The organism is Pseudomonas lactucae (genome assembly GCF_016937615.1).
Taxonomy (GTDB): domain Bacteria; phylum Pseudomonadota; class Gammaproteobacteria; order Pseudomonadales; family Pseudomonadaceae; genus Aquipseudomonas; species Aquipseudomonas lactucae.
The window spans coordinates 1-16,011 of sequence record NZ_JAFHKI010000021.1 but is presented as its reverse complement, the minus strand read 5'-3'; the positions used below and the strand labels follow the sequence as shown (position 1 = coordinate 16,011).

Sequence of the window (16,011 nt, the reverse complement as noted above, 5' to 3'; positions counted from 1 at the left end):
GTCGCTCAAGGAATTGCTATGTCGCCCTGGCTGACGGTTGTAGGCATCGGTGAAGACGGCTTCAAGGGGCTGGGCAGGAACGCCCGGCACGCCCTGTTGCGCGCCACGCGGATTATAGGTGCTCAGCGCCAGTTGGACCTGTTGCCGGTGTGTATTCGTGGCGAACGCCAGCTGTGGCCGAGCCCGTTTTCCCTGGAACCGGTGCTGGCAACGCGTGGCGAACCGGTGTGTGTGCTGGCCAGTGGCGACCCGATGCTCTACGGCGTGGGCGCCAGCTTGGCGCGACAGATCGCGGCTGAAGAGTTGCTGATCTTGCCGGCGCCGTCGTCGGTGTCCCTGGCCGCCGCGCGTTTGGGCTGGCCGTTACAGGACGTGGTGACATTATCCGTGGTCGCGCGGCCCTTCGCGGCAATCAATGCGCATCTGGCCAGCGGTGTGCGCTTGTTAGTGCTGAGCAATGACGGTGGCAGCCCCGCGTTGATTGCCGCGTTATTGACAGAGACGGGGTTCGGGCCCAGCCGATTGACGGTGTTTGAACATTTGGGCGGCGCGCACGAGCGGCGCCTCGACGGCCTGGCCGCCGACTGGCAACACCTGAGCACGGCCGATCTGAACCTGGTCGCCATCGACTGCCTGGCCTCCAGCGACACCCCACGTCTGTCGCGTCTGGCCGGCCTGCCGGACTCCGCCTTCCGGCACGACGGCCAACTGACCAAACGCGATGTGCGCGCGATGACCCTCGCCCGCCTCGCGCCGATGCCGGGCGAACTGCTGTGGGACGTGGGCGCGGGCAGCGGCTCCATCGGTATCGAGTGGATGCGCACGCATCCCAGTTGCCGAGCGCTGGCGATTGAGGCCGATGAAGGCCGCCAAGGCCTGATCGAACACAACCGCGACGCCCTCGGCGTGCCCGGCCTGCATCTGGTTCGCGGCACAGCCCCGGATGCGTTGCACGGGCTGCCGACACCCGACGCCATCTTCATCGGCGGCGGCGTCACCCGCGACGGCGTGCTCGACGCCTGCTGGCAACAATTGCGGCCCGGTGGACGGTTGGTCGCCAATGCCGTGACCCTGCAAAGCGAAATGACCTTGATGAACTGGCGCGCTCAACATGGCGGCGAACTGACCCGCATCCACGTGGCCCAGGCGCAGCCATTGGGGGAGTTTGATACGTGGCGCCAGGCGTTGCCGATTACCCTGCTGGACGTGGTCAAGCCGGTATGAAACGGATTCTGTTGCTGGGCGGCGTGACTGAAGCGCTGGCCATCGCACGGACCTTGGGGCCCGAACATATCTACAGCCTGGCGGGCGTGGGCCGCGTGCCTACCGATCTCGCCTGCCAGGTGCGTGTCGGTGGTTATGGCGGTGCTGAAGGGCTGGCGCAGTTTGTTCATGATGAAGGCATCAGCCTGATCCTCGATGCGACCCATCCGTATGCCGCGCGGATCAGCCGCAATGCGGCCCAGGCGGCGAGGTTGTGTGGAGTTGCCTGCTGGGCGATGCGGCGTCCGGCGTGGCAACCGCAGCCTGGAGACGATTGGCGAGAGGTCGCTGATTGGGCTGAGCTGACCGAAGCGCTGAAACCCTTCAAGCGGCCATTGTTCACCTTGGGCCGCGAACCGTTGCAGCACCTCGATGAAATCCCCGCAGACCAGTTCTGGACGCTGCGAGCACTGGATGTTTATCCGGGAAATGAACGGTGTGAAGTGATCGGAGCGCGTGGGCCGTTTCTGATTGAGGACGAACGGGCGTTGTTTGAACGACGAAAGATTGATGTGTTGATCAGCAAGAACAGCGGCAGCACGGCTACCGAGCCGAAGCTGGAAGTGGCGCGAGAACGTGGGGTGCCGGTGTTGGTGTTGAAGCGGCCGGTGTTGGCAAGCGTAGACCGGGAGTTCCCAACGGTCGCGTCGGCATTACAGGCAATCACCCTTCTTTAAACACCACCGATCCAATGTGGGGGGGGGCTTGCTCCCGATAGCGGTGTGTCAGTCACTGATTGACTGACTTCACACCGCCATCGGGAGCAAGCCCCCTCCCACATTTAAAACTGCGTCATCCAGCTACTGCTGCCGTCTGCACGCGATCCGCCAACAACTGCGCCAGCTCAATCAACTGCGCAACGCCGAGCAATTCCTCTCGTTTCGGGCCTTCCAAATCAAACGCCAGGTCACAGCTCAGCGCATTGGCCGATGCAAGTGTTTCGCTAAGGTTGACCAGCAGGTCTTCCGTACTGAATCCGTCAGCCACGGTAAACAGCCGGATGGGGGGATTGGGGGTGGGTTTAATCATTGTGAAGTTCCATTGGTAAGTGGAGCTGCCACTGATCGCCGCGACGCGATAGAGGGTGGCAGCTGTACGCAGGTTCGCGGACCGGTTACCAATGAACCCGGCATACCCGAAGGTATCCCGCGCACAGCCACCATATAGCCGCACAGTAGACGATAAAAAAGCGCCAACTGAAAGCGGACAATGGCGCATAGGCGCATTGGTAAACCGGGCCGCGACGCCCGACCGCTGCGTTTGCAGCGGTGTACGGAGACTAGAGATCGAGTGTCCTAGGGACAACCTCAAAACCTTGTCGGAAATTTCTGTTTATACGAATAACCAGCCGAACGGCCGGCTCTCAGGCTTGACCGTAGAAAGCCGAATACCCCTACAAACACTTCCGAACAAGCTGGCTGGCTCAGTCAAAAGCTTCCGCCCTAACCTCCCCTCTCGCGGTTTTGCTCCGGCGCCCGCGATGGGGATGCACTGCTTTTGCAGTGCGTCACAACTTGCCAATATGTATCCCAAGGAATACGATCCTAGATGATTCACTTCAAGAGATCTGATGAGTTTCAGGAATGGCTTTATTCGCTACGCAGTAAACCCGCCCATGGACGCGTGCTGACAAGATTGGATAACGCAAGAATGGGCAATTTTGGAGACTGCGTAAACGTCGGAAATGGCGTATCCGAAATGCGCATCCACTACGGCCCTGGATACCGGGTGTACTTCAAGCGTATAGGTGAGGTGGTTTACCTACTGTTGATAGGTGGCGATAAATCAACGCAAAAACGCGACATCGAGCGCGCTAAAGAAATTGCCGATGAATTTGAGAAAAAGGAGTGACCCATGACTCAATTTAAAGATTTCGATATAGCCGAGCATCTGACGACCCCTGAGGACATGGCGGAGTATCTCGAAGCTTCTTTCGAGGAGGACGCCGGTGACGGATTGCTGATTCGCTCAGCGCTCAACAATATCGCCCGCGCCCAAGGCATGACCCAAATAGCCCGCGACGCCGGCCTTGGACGAGAAAGTCTGTACAAAGCCCTCTCCAGCACTGGCAATCCCGAGTTCGCGACTATCATGAAAGTCATGAAGGCGCTGGGCCTCAAGCTTCACGCCAAGGCGGTCTGAGCCACTGCGACACCAAACCACACCGCCCCTTTTTACTTATCCCCTGCGATCAGGCTAAATACGCGCCTGCTCCTTTAACCCTACGGATTGTCCGCCATGGCCCGTCAACGCTTTGCAATTGCCTGGATCGCCTGCCTCGCAGTGCTGTTCAACGCCTTTGCCATGCCGCTGGCCAATGCGATGCGGCAGACGGACGACCCGGTCAAGCAATTGATGTGGGGCGGGTTCTGTTCTTCCAATGGCGCAAGCCTGAAGACGATTGCCCTGGGCAAACTGGAAATTCCGGCGCCGCAACAGGACGATCATTCCACCATGCAGCATTGCTGGTGTTGCTCCGGCGGGGCGCCGTTGGTGGCGTTGCCGGGGCATGTGCCGCAGTTGTACGTCACGCGGTTCGAGGCGGTCGAGAGCCTGCCGCCACCGTCGACAGCACCGCCAACCCCGCGCCAGCAATGGCCGAGCCTCAACCCCCGCGCCTCTCCAACGGTCTGATCTTCTTCGCAAGCGAACTGCGTTTAGAACCGTTCTGGAGAACAGCCATGCTTAAATCTTCCCTGCTTCTGGCCGCATTGCTGCTGCCGGTGTTCAGTGCCGCCAATGCCGAAGACTACAAGGCCGGCGACCTGCTGGTCAGCGACCCCTGGTCTCAGGAGTTGCCGCCCAATGCACCCACCGTCGCGGCGTACTTTGTGATTCATAACACCGGCGCCACCCCGGATCGCTTGCTCAGTGCCGACACTTCCCTGGCGGAAAAAGCAGAGCTGCATGAGCATGTGATGCAGGGCGACCTGATGAAAATGCAACAGGTGCCGAATGTCGCCGTACCGGCCAAAGGCGAGTTGACCTTCGCGCCCATGGCTTACCACGTGATGTTGCTGGGTATCAAAGACCGCAGCCTGTTGGCCGACGGCAAACAATTCCCCCTGACCCTGACCTTCGAAAAAGCCGGCAAGGTCGAGGTGCAAGTCTCGGTACAAAAGATGCCGCCGATGACCACTCACGAGCATAAGCACGCTCAATAGGCCAACACCCAATGGGCGCCCCTCGCGCCAGGCTCTCTCCACACCACCGCGTGAAGCGCGGCGGTTGGATCAGCCTGTTCGCCATGCTGATGATCTTTATCGGTCCGCTGATTTCCCAAGCGATGCCGATGGACCATCACGCCGGTATGTCGATGCCGATGAGCATGTCCATGGACATGCCGGGCGAACATGGCGAATCCCATCACCCTAAAGCCCCGGCCGAACACCACGCCCTGTGGGCCAAGTGCGGTTATTGCGACCTGCTGTTCAGTTGCCCCGCCCTGCCCGGCAGCTTGTCATTCGTGGCCCTCGGTACACCGCCGCCGGCCAATGCCCTCACCCCCGCCACGCGCCTGGGCCATGCCCGGCGGAGCATCTTCCCCGGCGCCCGCAGCCGCGCGCCGCCCATCGCCGCGTAAGCCTCTTACACCGTTACTTCACCCCGGCCGACTTTAGACAGACAGCCGCAGGCTGCTGGCCGTGTTGTTTACGATTTGATTGATGGAATTTGTCATGTCCAGGTTTTCTGCCGACACCCGATTGGGATGTACCCCCGTGCTCGCCGTTTTATGCGGTGCATTGCTGACGCCCCAGGCCCATGCCGAAGAGCATGAGCATGAACTGAGCCCCACCGTGATCACCGCCATCGCCCCCAGCTCACCGCTGACCGTGGTCACCAACCCCAAGGACCCGCGTCAACCCGTGCCCGCCAGCGATGGCGGCGACTACCTCAAGACCATCCCCGGCTTCGCCCTGGTGCGCAACGGCGGCACGAATGGCGACCCGGTGCTGCGCGGCATGTTCGGTTCGCGCCTGAATATCCTTACCAACGGCAGCATGATGCTCGGCGCCTGCCCCGGCCGCATGGATGCGCCCACCTCGTACATTTCGCCGGAAACCTACGACACCCTCACCGTGATCAAAGGCCCGCAAACCGTGCTCTGGGGCCCCGGCGCCTCGGCCGGCACGATCCTGTTCGAGCGTGAGCCGGAACACTTTGGTGAGCTGGGGACACGGCTGAATGCGAGTGTGCTGGCCGCCTCCAACGGACGTTTCGACAAGGTCATCGATGCCGCCGCCGGCGGACCGTTGGGCTATGTGCGGGTAATCGGCAACCAGGCCCACGCCGACGACTACAAGGACGGCAACAACGACACCGTGGCTTCGCGCTACGACAAGTGGAACGGCGACGTGGCCGTGGGGTTCACCCCGGACGCCGACACCCTGCTGGAACTCACCGCCGGCCGTGGCGACGGCGAGGCACGCTACGCCGGGCGCGGTATGGACGGCTCGCAATTCCTGCGCGAAAGCCTGGGCCTGCGCTTCGAAAAATCCAATCTCGGCGAGGTGCTGGACAAGGTCGAGGCCCAGGTCTACTACAACTACGCCGACCATGTGATGGATAACTACAGCCTGCGCACGCCCTCGGGCACCGGGATGATGGCGGGGCCGATGGCCTCCAACGTCGACCGTCGCACCCTCGGTGCGCGGGTCAAAGCCACCTGGCGCTGGGCCGACCTGCAATTGATCGGCGGCCTGGATGCACAGACCAACGAACACCGCGCACGCAGCAGCATGGGCATCGACACCTACAAGGACCTGCCGCGCGCCAAGGACGCCAACTTCCACAACTACGGCGTGTTCGGCGAACTGACCTGGTACGCCGCCGACCGCGACCGCCTGATCAGCGGCGCGCGCCTGGACCGCGCCTCGGCCAAGGATTTTCGTCAACGCACGGGCTCGGGAATGATGTCCCGTCCCAATCCGACCGCCGACGACACCCGCGCCGACACCCTGCCGTCGGGCTTCATGCGCTACGAGCACGACCTGGCCGACAGCCCCACCACCCTCTACGCCGGCCTGGGCCACGCCGAACGTTTCCCGGACTACTGGGAGCTGTTTTCTCCCAACACCGGCGCCGCCGGTTCCGTGAATGCCTTCGACGGCGTGAAGCCGGAGAAGACCACCCAACTGGACTTCGGTGCGCAGTACAAAACCGACAACCTCCAAGCCTGGGCCTCGGGCTACATAGGCCAGGTGCGCGATTTCATCCTGTTCGACTACCGACCTGGAATGATGGGCACCACCTCCCAGGCACGCAATGTCGACGCACGCATCATGGGCGGCGAACTCGGCGCAGCGTACACGCTGACCCGCCACTGGAAAGCCGACGCCACCCTCGCCTACGCCTGGGGCAAGAACAGCAGCGACGGTAAACCCCTGCCGCAAATGCCGCCGCTGGATGCACGCCTGGGCCTCACCTACAGCGAAGACGACTGGAGCGCCGGTGCCCTGTGGCGCGTGGTGGCCGCGCAACACCGTATCGACCCGAACAAGGGCAACGTGGTCGGCAAGGACTACGACAAGAGCGGCGGTTTTGGCGTGTTCTCGCTGAACGCGGCGTACCGTATCAACAAAAACTTCAAGGTCAGCACCGGCGTCGACAACCTGTTCGGCAAAGCCTACGCCGAGCATCTGAACCTGGCGGGCAATGCCGGGTTCGGCTATCCGGCGAGTGATCCGCAGGCCATCAAGGAGCCCGGTCGAACCCTTTGGACCAAGGTCGACATGAGCTTCTAAAAGCATCGCAGGCAAGCCAGCTCCCACATTGGAATACCTCCCAAATGTGGGAGGGGGCTTGCCCCCGATGGCGGTGTACCTGACACAAAAAACCCAAAGCCTTGCGGAGCCCGATGATGAACAAGCAAAAAATTTCCTTCTACAACCTGGCCTGGCGCTGGCACTTCTACGCCGGCCTCTTCGTCGCCCCCTTCATGGTGCTGCTGGCAATCACCGGCATCATCTACCTGTTCAAACCCCAGCTCGACCCCTTGATGTACGGCCACCTGCTGACCGTCCCCGCCGCCGAACACGCACTGAGCGCCGACGAACAACTGCAACGCGCCAAGGCGGCCTACCCCCAAGGCGCAATCAGCAAATACCTGCCCCCCGCCGACGCCACCAGCAGCGCGCAATTTGTGCTGCACAACGGCGGACGCGAAATCACGGTGTTCGTCGACCCGTACCGCGGCACCGTGCTCGGCGAGCAGGACGCGAAATACAACCTGCAAGCCATCGCCCGCGCACTGCACGGCGAGCTGATGATTGGCACCCTCGGCGACCGGCTGGTGGAACTCGCCGCCGGTTGGGGCGTGATGCTGGTGGTGTCGGGCCTGTACCTGTGGTGGCCGCGCGGCAAGTCTTCGGCGGGGGTGTTGTGGCCACGCTTTAGCAGCCGTGGACGGCTGTTCTGGCGCGATATGCATGCCGTCGCCGGCTTCTGGGGCGCAGCGTTCTTGCTGGTGATGCTGCTCAGCGGCATGACTTGGACCGGCTTCTGGGGCAAGCAATACGCCGACCTGTGGAACCGCTTCCCCGCCGCCATGTGGAACGACGTGCCGCAGTCCGATCAGCAGGCCCGCGTCCTCAACACCGCAACGCAACAGACCGTGCCTTGGGCCATGGAAAACACGCCGATGCCGATGTCCGGCGACCATGCCGAACACATGAACCACGGCGCCCTGCACTCGGCCCCCGCCGCGCCGACCATTCGCCTGCAACAGGTGGTGGACCTGGCCACCGCCCGCAAGGTCGAGCCCGGCTACAGCATCACCTTCCCCACCACCGCCGACGGCGTATTCACCATTGCCGTGTTCGCCGACGACCCGCGCTTTGATGCCACCCTGCACGTGGACCAGTACACCGGCAAAGTCCTGGCCGACGTGCGCTGGGAACACTACAACCTCGTCGCCCGCGCCACCGAAACCGGCGTGATGCTGCACGAGGGCAAGATGTTCGGCTGGGTCAACCAACTGATCGTGCTGGTGGTGTGCCTGATGATTCTGCTCAGCGCGGTCAGTGGCGTGGTGATCTGGTGGAAACGCCGGCCCCAGGGCGGCCTGGGGGTTCCGCCGTTGCGCCATGACTTGCCGAAGTGGAAAACCGCGATGGTCATCATGCTGGGCTTGGCGATTATGTTCCCTCTGGTCGGCGCTTCATTGATCCTGATCTGGGTTCTGGACCGCCTGGTATTGGCGCGGTTGTTCAGCCAAAGGGATAGCACGCCTGCTTAGAGTTCATCCTTGGGTCGCACATACCAGAAATCGCCGACCTCCGGTTGCGCTTGCTCCACCGCCTTGAGCTTCCACTCCTCGCCCAGTACGCCCCGGTGGGTCCAGAAGGCATCGGGTTCCAGTACCGACAAGTGCCCAAGGGCGCGCAACCGGCTGACCAACCTGCTGGGCGTCGGCCATGTGTCGGTGCTCAGCAGTTGGGTTTCGGCGTCATTCAAGGCTGGTACATACTTGAGCAGCGCACCGCCCCGGCAAGAAAAGTAGCAACCCGTGGCCTGCGGCAAATTACGCTGGACCACCGCGATGTAGTCGCGCAAATCATCCTTGGGTACGAAGTTATTCAACAAGCGCTGGTCCAGTGGTTCGCGACTTTGTGTGGTCGTTATTGCCTGGAAGAAGGCCTGCACCGCCGCGACCTTGTAAGTGCTCAGCTCATGATCGTCGGGGACGTCGAGCCCGGGACTGCCTGCCCGGAACAACCGCGACTGCGTTTTCCAGTTCCCCATCCTCCGATCTTCCACGGGGTCGAGCGAGACAAAACCCACCGTATCCTTGGGTGCCAGTACCGCGCCCAGATACTGTTTTTCACGGGTTGGCTGGAGCCGATGATGGGCAAAACGCGCCGCATCATCGGCGTAAAAATACAGCGGCCCACAGAACGAATGAAAATACGGATCGTCGATAAACGCGTGGGGCGCTCTGCGTGGCACCCAGCCATACGTGACCTGCTCCTTGCGCCCCCATATCGAACTGGTCACACGAATGGTCAACTCACCGTTACCAGCCAGGTTCTGAACGTAATCAAGCACCTTGAGCGAGCCTTCGAGCAGCTGCATACGCTGACGGTGCGCCTCGTTAGTCAGCGCCAGCAATGAAGCATGCTTTGAAAATACATACTGCAACAGCGCCCCATCGTTGCACACCAGGTACAACGGCCATCCGTTGCCATTACGTGAACGCAGGAAGCCCAACGCGCTGACGATGTGTTGAGGTGCAAAAAAATGCCTGGCCATCTCATCCCCTGACGCGGCTATCGCCTCATCCGACGCGCACAAATACATGCCTGTCAATTGATAACCCTGGGGCAACAGGCCATCGACGAACACGCGTCGCAGGTCAGTAAACGTCTCGCGCACAAGCGGCAAGGTCGTCATGTACAGCGGCTTGTTCACCGCCTTGAGCACGTAGCCGAAAGCGACCGCGGCCTGCCGCGTCGCCACGCGCTGGGCATAACGCACCGCATCGAACGCCCGGCTGAAGATCGGGCTGCAGGGCACATCGGCGAATACCTGGCGCACTTGCACAGGCTCAGGGATAACGGCATGGGGTACAAACCCCAAGGTGATTCGCCTGGCGATCCCCCATAGCGCATGATCTTGCACCACCCGCAACTCACCGGCCTTCGCCACCTGCATGACAAAGTCCTGAGGCGACAGCGCGCCACTGCGAAACTGTTGTTCTACCGCATTGTCCGCAAGGTCGCCTCTGGCCTGATTCAGCGCCTTGAGACGCTCTTTAAGCCGCGCCTCTTCAGCGGAGCCCGACAGCTGATAGCTGAGAATCGACCCCATGGGCCCGAACAGGTATTCACACTTGATATGCGGCTCGCGGTGCAGCAGATTGGCCAGTACCGCACTGGGGATCATGGTTTTGTAGAGGTCGCGCTGCGTCGGCGATAACAGCAGCGGCACTTCCTGGTCCAGCACGGACCGATAACGGGCAACCGTGGTAGCGCCTGCGGGGTAGAGCCCGTTTTCAACGGACTGATCGGGGTAAATCCACTGCCATGAGAACCCCGAAAGCGGCACGGCCACAGGTTCAGTCGCCGCATACAGGCCATTGACCAGCCTGAGCACCACCCCACCGAGAGGACGACGACGTCCGCCTCCCACTAACCCGGCCGCGTGCCGAACAGCATCATCGGCAGTGGCGAATGCCGGCCCCAATCGCCGCCGGCTCATGGCCTGGAAACCGCTCCAGGTATTACTCACCAGCCCGCTCACGTCCCAGCACTGGCTGGTGCGCACCACCTCAAGCAGGCCTTTTTCCGTCCAATCGCGGATAAATTGCAGGGGCGATTTCTGGCCGGAGTACAGCTGGGTCGCCTCCTCGATCAACAGCTTGTCCGCCACGCCGCCCGAACCGACATCGATGGGTGAAGGCACATAGCGCAGCAGCGCACCGTCCAGGGTCGAAAAGTACAGCGGCCGGCTTTGCGCCGTGTCTCGGTGGGTTTCAAACAGCGCGTTGTACAGCACCGGGGGCGTGACGAAATACGCCGTCAACCAGGCCATCGCCGGACTGAGCCCCTGCCTGGCCCATTGCTGCGAACGAAACAGCGCATGCAAGCCGAAGCCTTCGGGAAACACATAATCGTTCAAGCCTTTTGCGACAAACAAGCTACGCAGATCAAACAGCTTGTGCGCATTGATGCTGACCACTTCGGTCGCGATATATTGCTGACGGTCCTTGTGTTTGAGGATGAATGCAAAACAGGAGGGGTCAGCAAGATTGCGATCATGCACGCGCAAGTGAAGGTCACGCGCGGCATCATCGGCGCGGGTAAACACCGCGCGTAGGTGACATAAGCGAGCGGGCCAGTGCTGGAGGCGTAGACGAAGTCCGGCGTCCAATCACTGAATACCGCCGATCGCGGCCCCCACAACGAGTTGCCCAGAATAATTCCGAGGTCCCCGGCCTGGGCCAATCGCGTAACCCAGTCCGCCGGCCGGATACGCCCTTGGTCAAGCCTGTGCTGCAGGCGGTCGTTGCCGGCCTGCGCGTCGATATTGGCCATCAGCACCTGTTGCGCCGGGGACTCGGTCGGGGTGTACTCCAACAGGCAATCGTCGGCCCCCGATAAATACGCCGTACGCCCCGTCGAGATGATTGAACCGATCTCGGCCGTGGAAAACATCTGCAAGTTGATCAACGCCTCTTCACGCGTCCAACCGCGTTGCGCGACCCATTCGGGCGAGACCCTCGATAATGCCTCGTGCGAGCCATAGCGAGCGTGCACCTCATAATGCTCCGGTGGGATCAGCGGGCCTTGACTGTCGAGGGGCGTGAACAGCCGGTAAATAAACGGATTTGCGCTGCTCGGCATTGGCTCGGTGATCACGAAAAAACCGTCCTGTCCCTTGAGGACGTAGCCGCCAAAACAGTGCGCCCGGCGGGGGCCGATCAGTTCATGGGCATGCACCGCAGCATCGCGCGCCGATAAAAACGCACGGCTCAAGGGCGCCCGGTCGTAGCGGCGCAGCAGCACGTCGCGACTGTCCACCAGGCCCTCCGTTCGCCACAGCTCTCCGCGCTTGAGCACCCACAGGTCAGAGGCCGTCATCAGCCTGCGCACGTAGTTGCGAGGGCTCAACGTGCCGGCGACGAGGGCCGCTTGAGCGCCGTTGTCGTCCAACTCCCCGGAGGCCTTGAGCTTGACCAGGTGACTGGTGAGCGTGGCCTCGGGCACTTTGATTTTGAGTAAGGCGGTATCCACAGCGTACAGGTACAGCGACAACCCTCGGTCGGCGTCCTGAATGGCGCGGGTCGCGCGCGCCTGGCGCGTTGCGGCCAGCACCTGCGCCGGGGTAAAGAAGGCCGCAGCCAGCCAGGCTTCCCGCGCCGCTGCGTAGTCCGGCTCTTTCCCTGCGCTGAGGTAAACCGCCTCCAGTCGATACTGTGAAGGTAAGCGCGCCTGGCCGTCGGGCCGCGTGGGAAACAGTTGATCCAGGGCAAACAAGGGTTCACTGCCGAGGGTGGACAAGGTCGCGACGAAGATTTCTTCACGGGTGTGCTTGAGTACAAAACCTGTACTGACTTCCCCCCCCACCGCACCGGCGTTAGCCAACCCCAACAGCACCGCGTCGGCCGGGGTTTCGCGGGCCTCGGTGTAAAACGGTTGCAGCGCCACGCCGTTATCGCGGCTCACAGGGGTTCTGATTCGCCACCCCCGAGTGACTCGCCCACGCACGCCGCCCCACACTGCGTCGGCGATCAGCACCCACAGTTCGCCGGCCTCGGCCAACGCCCAGACCGTGCTTTCAAAATCGCTGGAGACGGGGAGCGTACCGTCTCGCAGTTGCTGGTACAGGTTTTTCTCAGCCGCAGAATCACTGCTTACGTACTTGAGCAGCACCGTATCGGGCCCGGAAAAATAGTGGGTGGTGGCGAATATTCGATTCTGGATGCTGAACAGTTGGCCGGCCACGGAGAAGAAATTATTGCGCAGGGTCAGTTGGTCCGCCGTGAAGCCCGGAACGTCGGCTTGCGCCGGATGCGCGTGATAGAAGGCCTCGACCAGACCATTGCCGGGAAAAACGAAGTGCCCCTCGCTGTCCTTGGCCAGCAACACGCCATGTTCAAAGCTGTTGCGTAGCGGCGCGGTCGCGTAGTAACGCACACCGAGCCGCAGGACGACGCCACCGAAGGGTTCACCCCGCCGGCTGCCGATCTGCTCATGCGCCCAGCGCGCCGCGTCGTCGGCGCTGATAAAGGCCGGGCTCAGTTGCGGTTCGGGCAGGCTTGAAAAAGGCCGCCAAGTTCTATCGACCACGCCGATTTTGTCCCACAGCGCGCTGGTCTTGACCACGCTCAACTCGGCGGCGTCAGCCACGCGCAACACAAAGGCACGGGGCATGAGTTGGCCTGCGTCCAACTGCGCCTGGATCCCGCCATCGTTGACCGCGCCGGCCTCGTCCTCGATGAACAATTGCGACTCCGCAGGCGAAGCGGAAAACCGGTAGCGCAAAATCGCCTCATCGCGCAGTCGTACGTAAAGCGAGGCGTTGAGGGTCGCCTGGGGCGAGCGTGCGTAGTGACGGAACTGGGCAATCTGCGTGGCCAACTCCGCCGGCGCGATGAAGGTTTGATACAGCCAGGCCTGGGCGCCGGTGTAGGGTCCCGGCAAGACCTTGGAGTGAATATGGATACCCTCCAGATGACAGCCCTCGGGAAATACCGGCAAGCTTTGCCGATCAACCGAACCCAACGCCGCAGCCTGTTGCGGCTGCGAAGCCAGGTACTGCTCAATCTGCCCTCGCTTGAATATGAACGCCCGTTGCCGTTGGCTCGGCTCACGGTTGAAACGTCGCTGCGCGTACGCCAGGGCCTTTTCCAACTCGGTAAATACCGGCCCGCACGCCACGGGCAGAGAGGGGGCGTCGAAGGGCTGGTACGGCACCCAACCGCGCGGCACAGCCCCCACCGAGCCGCCCCAGGCGGGGCTTGATTGTAAAAAAGTCAGCCGCCCGACAGAAGCCAGCTTTTTGTAGAGGCCTTCCAACGTGCCGTCATGGGCGTGGGGCGACTCCCATGGGCCCGAGGTGTTAAGCCAATGAACAAAACCGGTCTCGGCCGCCGAACCGCTGGGCCGGTACTTGAGCAACGCTCCGTCTGGGCCTGAGAGATACGCCACGGTAAAGCGTCTGCGCTCCTGGTAGTTGAAGTCGATATCCAGCGTTGAGTAGAAACTCATGAAAGTCTTGACCTGTTGCGGCGTCCACTTCGGATTGAGCCGCTGTGTCGAATCCAGGGTATCCGGGTGCGAATGCAGGCTGGCGACGATGCGCAGCCCCGCAGGATGAACGAACTCGCCCGAAGCGCTTTCGCGGTCGAGCAACAGGGTGAAGTTGAATGTCGTAGCCTTGCTGGAGATGGGCTCGCTGGCGACGAACAGTTGGTCCGACAGACGCTGGAAAATCACGCTGCCATATTCGACGGTCCGCTTTGCGCCGATTTTTTCATGCACATAGCAGGCTGCATCGTCCATGTTGATAAACGCGGGGCTGAGCGGGACAGGCTTGGGATTGGCTTGAGGTGTTAACGCCCGTTTGTCGCGAGGTGAAAGGTCGTCCATGGAGCACCTGAATATCTGTTGAGCACGGCCCGGCGCAACGCGCGGGCTTTGATGCCCATCCATCCTGCGCATCTGAAAACCCCACAGGCGGTAGATAATTCAAGCGCCGCGCCCTCCACGCACCGTGACGGTGCACCCACGCACCGCCGTACATTTACGGCGCCATTTCGGTGCTTGCTCGCGTGTCACCAGGCGCTCAAAGCGGCGCCGCACACGCCCGCCACGAAGCAGGCACAACCCTTGCAAACGTCCTGATCAACCTTCTGCAGCTCAACAACAACACCGGGTTCACGGAGAACACACCAATGAAGCGTCGCAGCTTGATCAAGGCTTTCACCCTGTCGGCATCCATCGTCGCCATGGGCATGACCTGGACCGTACAGGCCGCCGAGACCATCAAGGTCGGCATCCTGCACTCGCTGTCCGGGACCATGGCCATCTCCGAAACGTCTCTCAAGGACATGGCGTTGATGACCATCGACGAGATCAACGCCAAGGGCGGGGTGAACGGCAAGATGCTTGAACCGGTGGTGGTCGACCCGGCGTCCAACTGGCCGCTGTTCGCTGAAAAAGGCCGGCAGTTGCTGACCCAGGACAAGGTCGCCGTGGTGTTCGGCTGCTGGACCTCGGTATCGCGCAAATCCGTGTTGCCGGTGTTCGAAGAACTCAATGGCCTGCTGTTCTACCCGGTGCAATACGAGGGCGAAGAGATGTCGCCGAACGTGTTTTACACCGGTGCGGCGCCGAACCAGCAGGCGATCCCGGCGGTGGAATACCTGATGAGCGAAGAAGGCGGCGGCGCCAAGCGCTTCTTCCTGTTGGGCACCGACTATGTGTACCCACGCACCACCAACAAGATCCTGCGTTCGTTCCTGCATTCCAAAGGCGTGGCGGACAAAGACATCGAAGAGGTCTACACCCCGTTCGGCCACGCCGATTACCAGACCATCGTCGCCAACATCAAAAAGTTTTCCGCCGGCGGCAAGACCGCGGTGATCTCCACCGTGAACGGCGACTCCAACGTGCCGTTCTACAAAGAGTTGGCCAACCAGGGTCTGAAGGCCACCGACGTACCGGTGGTGGCGTTCTCCGTGGGCGAAGAAGAACTGCGCGGCATCGACACCAAACCACTGGTGGGCAACCTCGCCGCGTGGAACTACTTCCAGTCGGTGGAGAACCCGGTGAACAAGAAATTTGTCGCCGACTGGAAAGCGTACGCCAAGCAACACAACCTGCCGGGCGCCGACAAAGCGGTGACCAACGACCCGATGGAAGCCACCTACGTGGGTATCCATATGTGGGCGCAGGCGGCGGAAAAAGCCAAGTCCACCGACGTCGACAAAGTGCGTGAAGCGCTGGCCGGCCAGACCTTCGCCGCGCCGTCGGGCTTCACCCTGACCATGGACAAGACCAATCACCACCTGCACAAGCCGGTGATGATCGGTGAGATCCAGGCCGACGGGCAGTTCTCGGTGGTGTGGCAGACCCAGGAGCCGATCCGCGCGCAGCCGTGGAGCCCGTACATTCCTGGCAATGACAAGAAGCCGGACTATGCGGTGAAGAGCAACTAAGCCCCACCACAGGCCAAATGTGGGAGGGGGCTTGCCCCCGATAGCTGAGTGTCAGGCACTGCATGTGCTGACTGATACACCGCCAT

At 61.7% G+C, this 16,011-nt stretch carries 13 protein-coding genes; 10 read left to right on the top strand and 3 right to left on the bottom strand.

All coding sequences use genetic code 11. The annotated features are described in order from the left end of the window. The first annotated feature begins 18 nt into the window (after nt 1–18). Together cbiE and JWR98_RS04630 are read left to right on the top strand one after the other, a co-directional pair. Nucleotides 19–1,224 carry a precorrin-6y C5,15-methyltransferase (decarboxylating) subunit CbiE gene (gene cbiE / locus JWR98_RS04635; RefSeq protein WP_078731370.1) on the top strand — a complete coding sequence of 402 codons (1,206 nt, stop codon included), beginning with the start codon at nt 19–21 and terminating at the stop codon, nt 1,222–1,224. Further along, complete coding sequence (locus JWR98_RS04630; RefSeq protein WP_078731369.1) at nt 1,221–1,940, top strand: cobalt-precorrin-6A reductase; 720 nt, start codon at nt 1,221–1,223, stop codon at nt 1,938–1,940. Before cbiE ends, JWR98_RS04630 begins: the two co-directional genes overlap by 4 nt. 115 nt (nt 1,941–2,055) lie before the next feature. Here JWR98_RS04630 and JWR98_RS04625 read toward each other — a convergent pair whose 3' ends face one another. Continuing rightward, nucleotides 2,056–2,292, bottom strand: a complete 237-nt coding sequence (locus JWR98_RS04625; protein ID WP_078731368.1) for a DUF6124 family protein — start codon at nt 2,290–2,292, stop codon at nt 2,056–2,058. A gap of 519 nt (nt 2,293–2,811) precedes the next feature. On the opposite strand from JWR98_RS04625, the gene JWR98_RS04615 reads away from it, so the two are divergent. The 7 genes from JWR98_RS04615 (at nt 2,812) to JWR98_RS04585 (ending at nt 8,500) form a co-directional block, all read left to right on the top strand. Next, on the top strand, nt 2,812–3,114 hold the full coding sequence (locus tag JWR98_RS04615; RefSeq protein WP_003171457.1) for a type II toxin-antitoxin system RelE/ParE family toxin: 303 nt from the start codon (nt 2,812–2,814) through the stop codon (nt 3,112–3,114). Between the two features lie 3 nt (nt 3,115–3,117). Beyond that, the gene (locus JWR98_RS04610; protein ID WP_078823097.1) at nt 3,118–3,405 is read left to right on the top strand and encodes an addiction module antidote protein; all 288 of its coding nucleotides are present in this window, start codon (nt 3,118–3,120) and stop codon (nt 3,403–3,405) included. 96 nt (nt 3,406–3,501) lie between these two features. After that, nucleotides 3,502–3,897, top strand: coding sequence for a DUF2946 domain-containing protein (locus JWR98_RS04605; RefSeq protein WP_078731365.1), 396 nt, complete (start codon nt 3,502–3,504; stop codon nt 3,895–3,897). A gap of 47 nt (nt 3,898–3,944) precedes the next feature. Next, nucleotides 3,945–4,427: a copper chaperone PCu(A)C gene (locus tag JWR98_RS04600; RefSeq protein WP_078731364.1), complete on the top strand. Its 483-nt coding sequence runs from the start codon at nt 3,945–3,947 to the stop codon at nt 4,425–4,427. Between the two features lie 11 nt (nt 4,428–4,438). Next, a complete protein-coding gene (locus JWR98_RS04595; RefSeq protein WP_078731363.1) occupies nt 4,439–4,846 on the top strand; it encodes a DUF2946 domain-containing protein in 408 nt (135 codons plus the stop codon). A gap of 94 nt (nt 4,847–4,940) precedes the next feature. Next, nucleotides 4,941–7,007 (top strand): TonB-dependent copper receptor, encoded by a 2,067-nt coding sequence (locus JWR98_RS04590; protein ID WP_205489381.1) that lies wholly within the window; start codon nt 4,941–4,943, stop codon nt 7,005–7,007. A gap of 116 nt (nt 7,008–7,123) precedes the next feature. Continuing rightward, the gene (locus JWR98_RS04585) at nt 7,124–8,500 is read left to right on the top strand and encodes a PepSY-associated TM helix domain-containing protein (RefSeq protein WP_205489380.1); all 1,377 of its coding nucleotides are present in this window, start codon (nt 7,124–7,126) and stop codon (nt 8,498–8,500) included. On the opposite strand, the gene JWR98_RS29260 is transcribed toward JWR98_RS04585, so the two are convergent. Together JWR98_RS29260 and JWR98_RS29255 are read right to left on the bottom strand one after the other, a co-directional pair. After that, a complete protein-coding gene (locus JWR98_RS29260) occupies nt 8,497–10,941 on the bottom strand; it encodes a hypothetical protein (RefSeq protein ID WP_225908566.1) in 2,445 nt (814 codons plus the stop codon). The genes JWR98_RS04585 and JWR98_RS29260 overlap by 4 nt on opposite strands. After that, nucleotides 10,878–14,354 carry a DUF4329 domain-containing protein gene (locus JWR98_RS29255; protein WP_225908565.1) on the bottom strand — a complete coding sequence of 1,159 codons (3,477 nt, stop codon included), beginning with the start codon at nt 14,352–14,354 and terminating at the stop codon, nt 10,878–10,880. Before JWR98_RS29255 ends, JWR98_RS29260 begins: the two co-directional genes overlap by 64 nt. A 305-nt stretch (nt 14,355–14,659) precedes the next feature. Here JWR98_RS29255 and urtA point away from each other — a divergent pair, with 305 nt between their 5' ends. Further along, complete coding sequence (gene urtA / locus JWR98_RS04575) at nt 14,660–15,925, top strand: urea ABC transporter substrate-binding protein (protein WP_078731359.1); 1,266 nt, start codon at nt 14,660–14,662, stop codon at nt 15,923–15,925. The last annotated feature ends 86 nt before the right edge of the window (nt 15,926–16,011 follow it).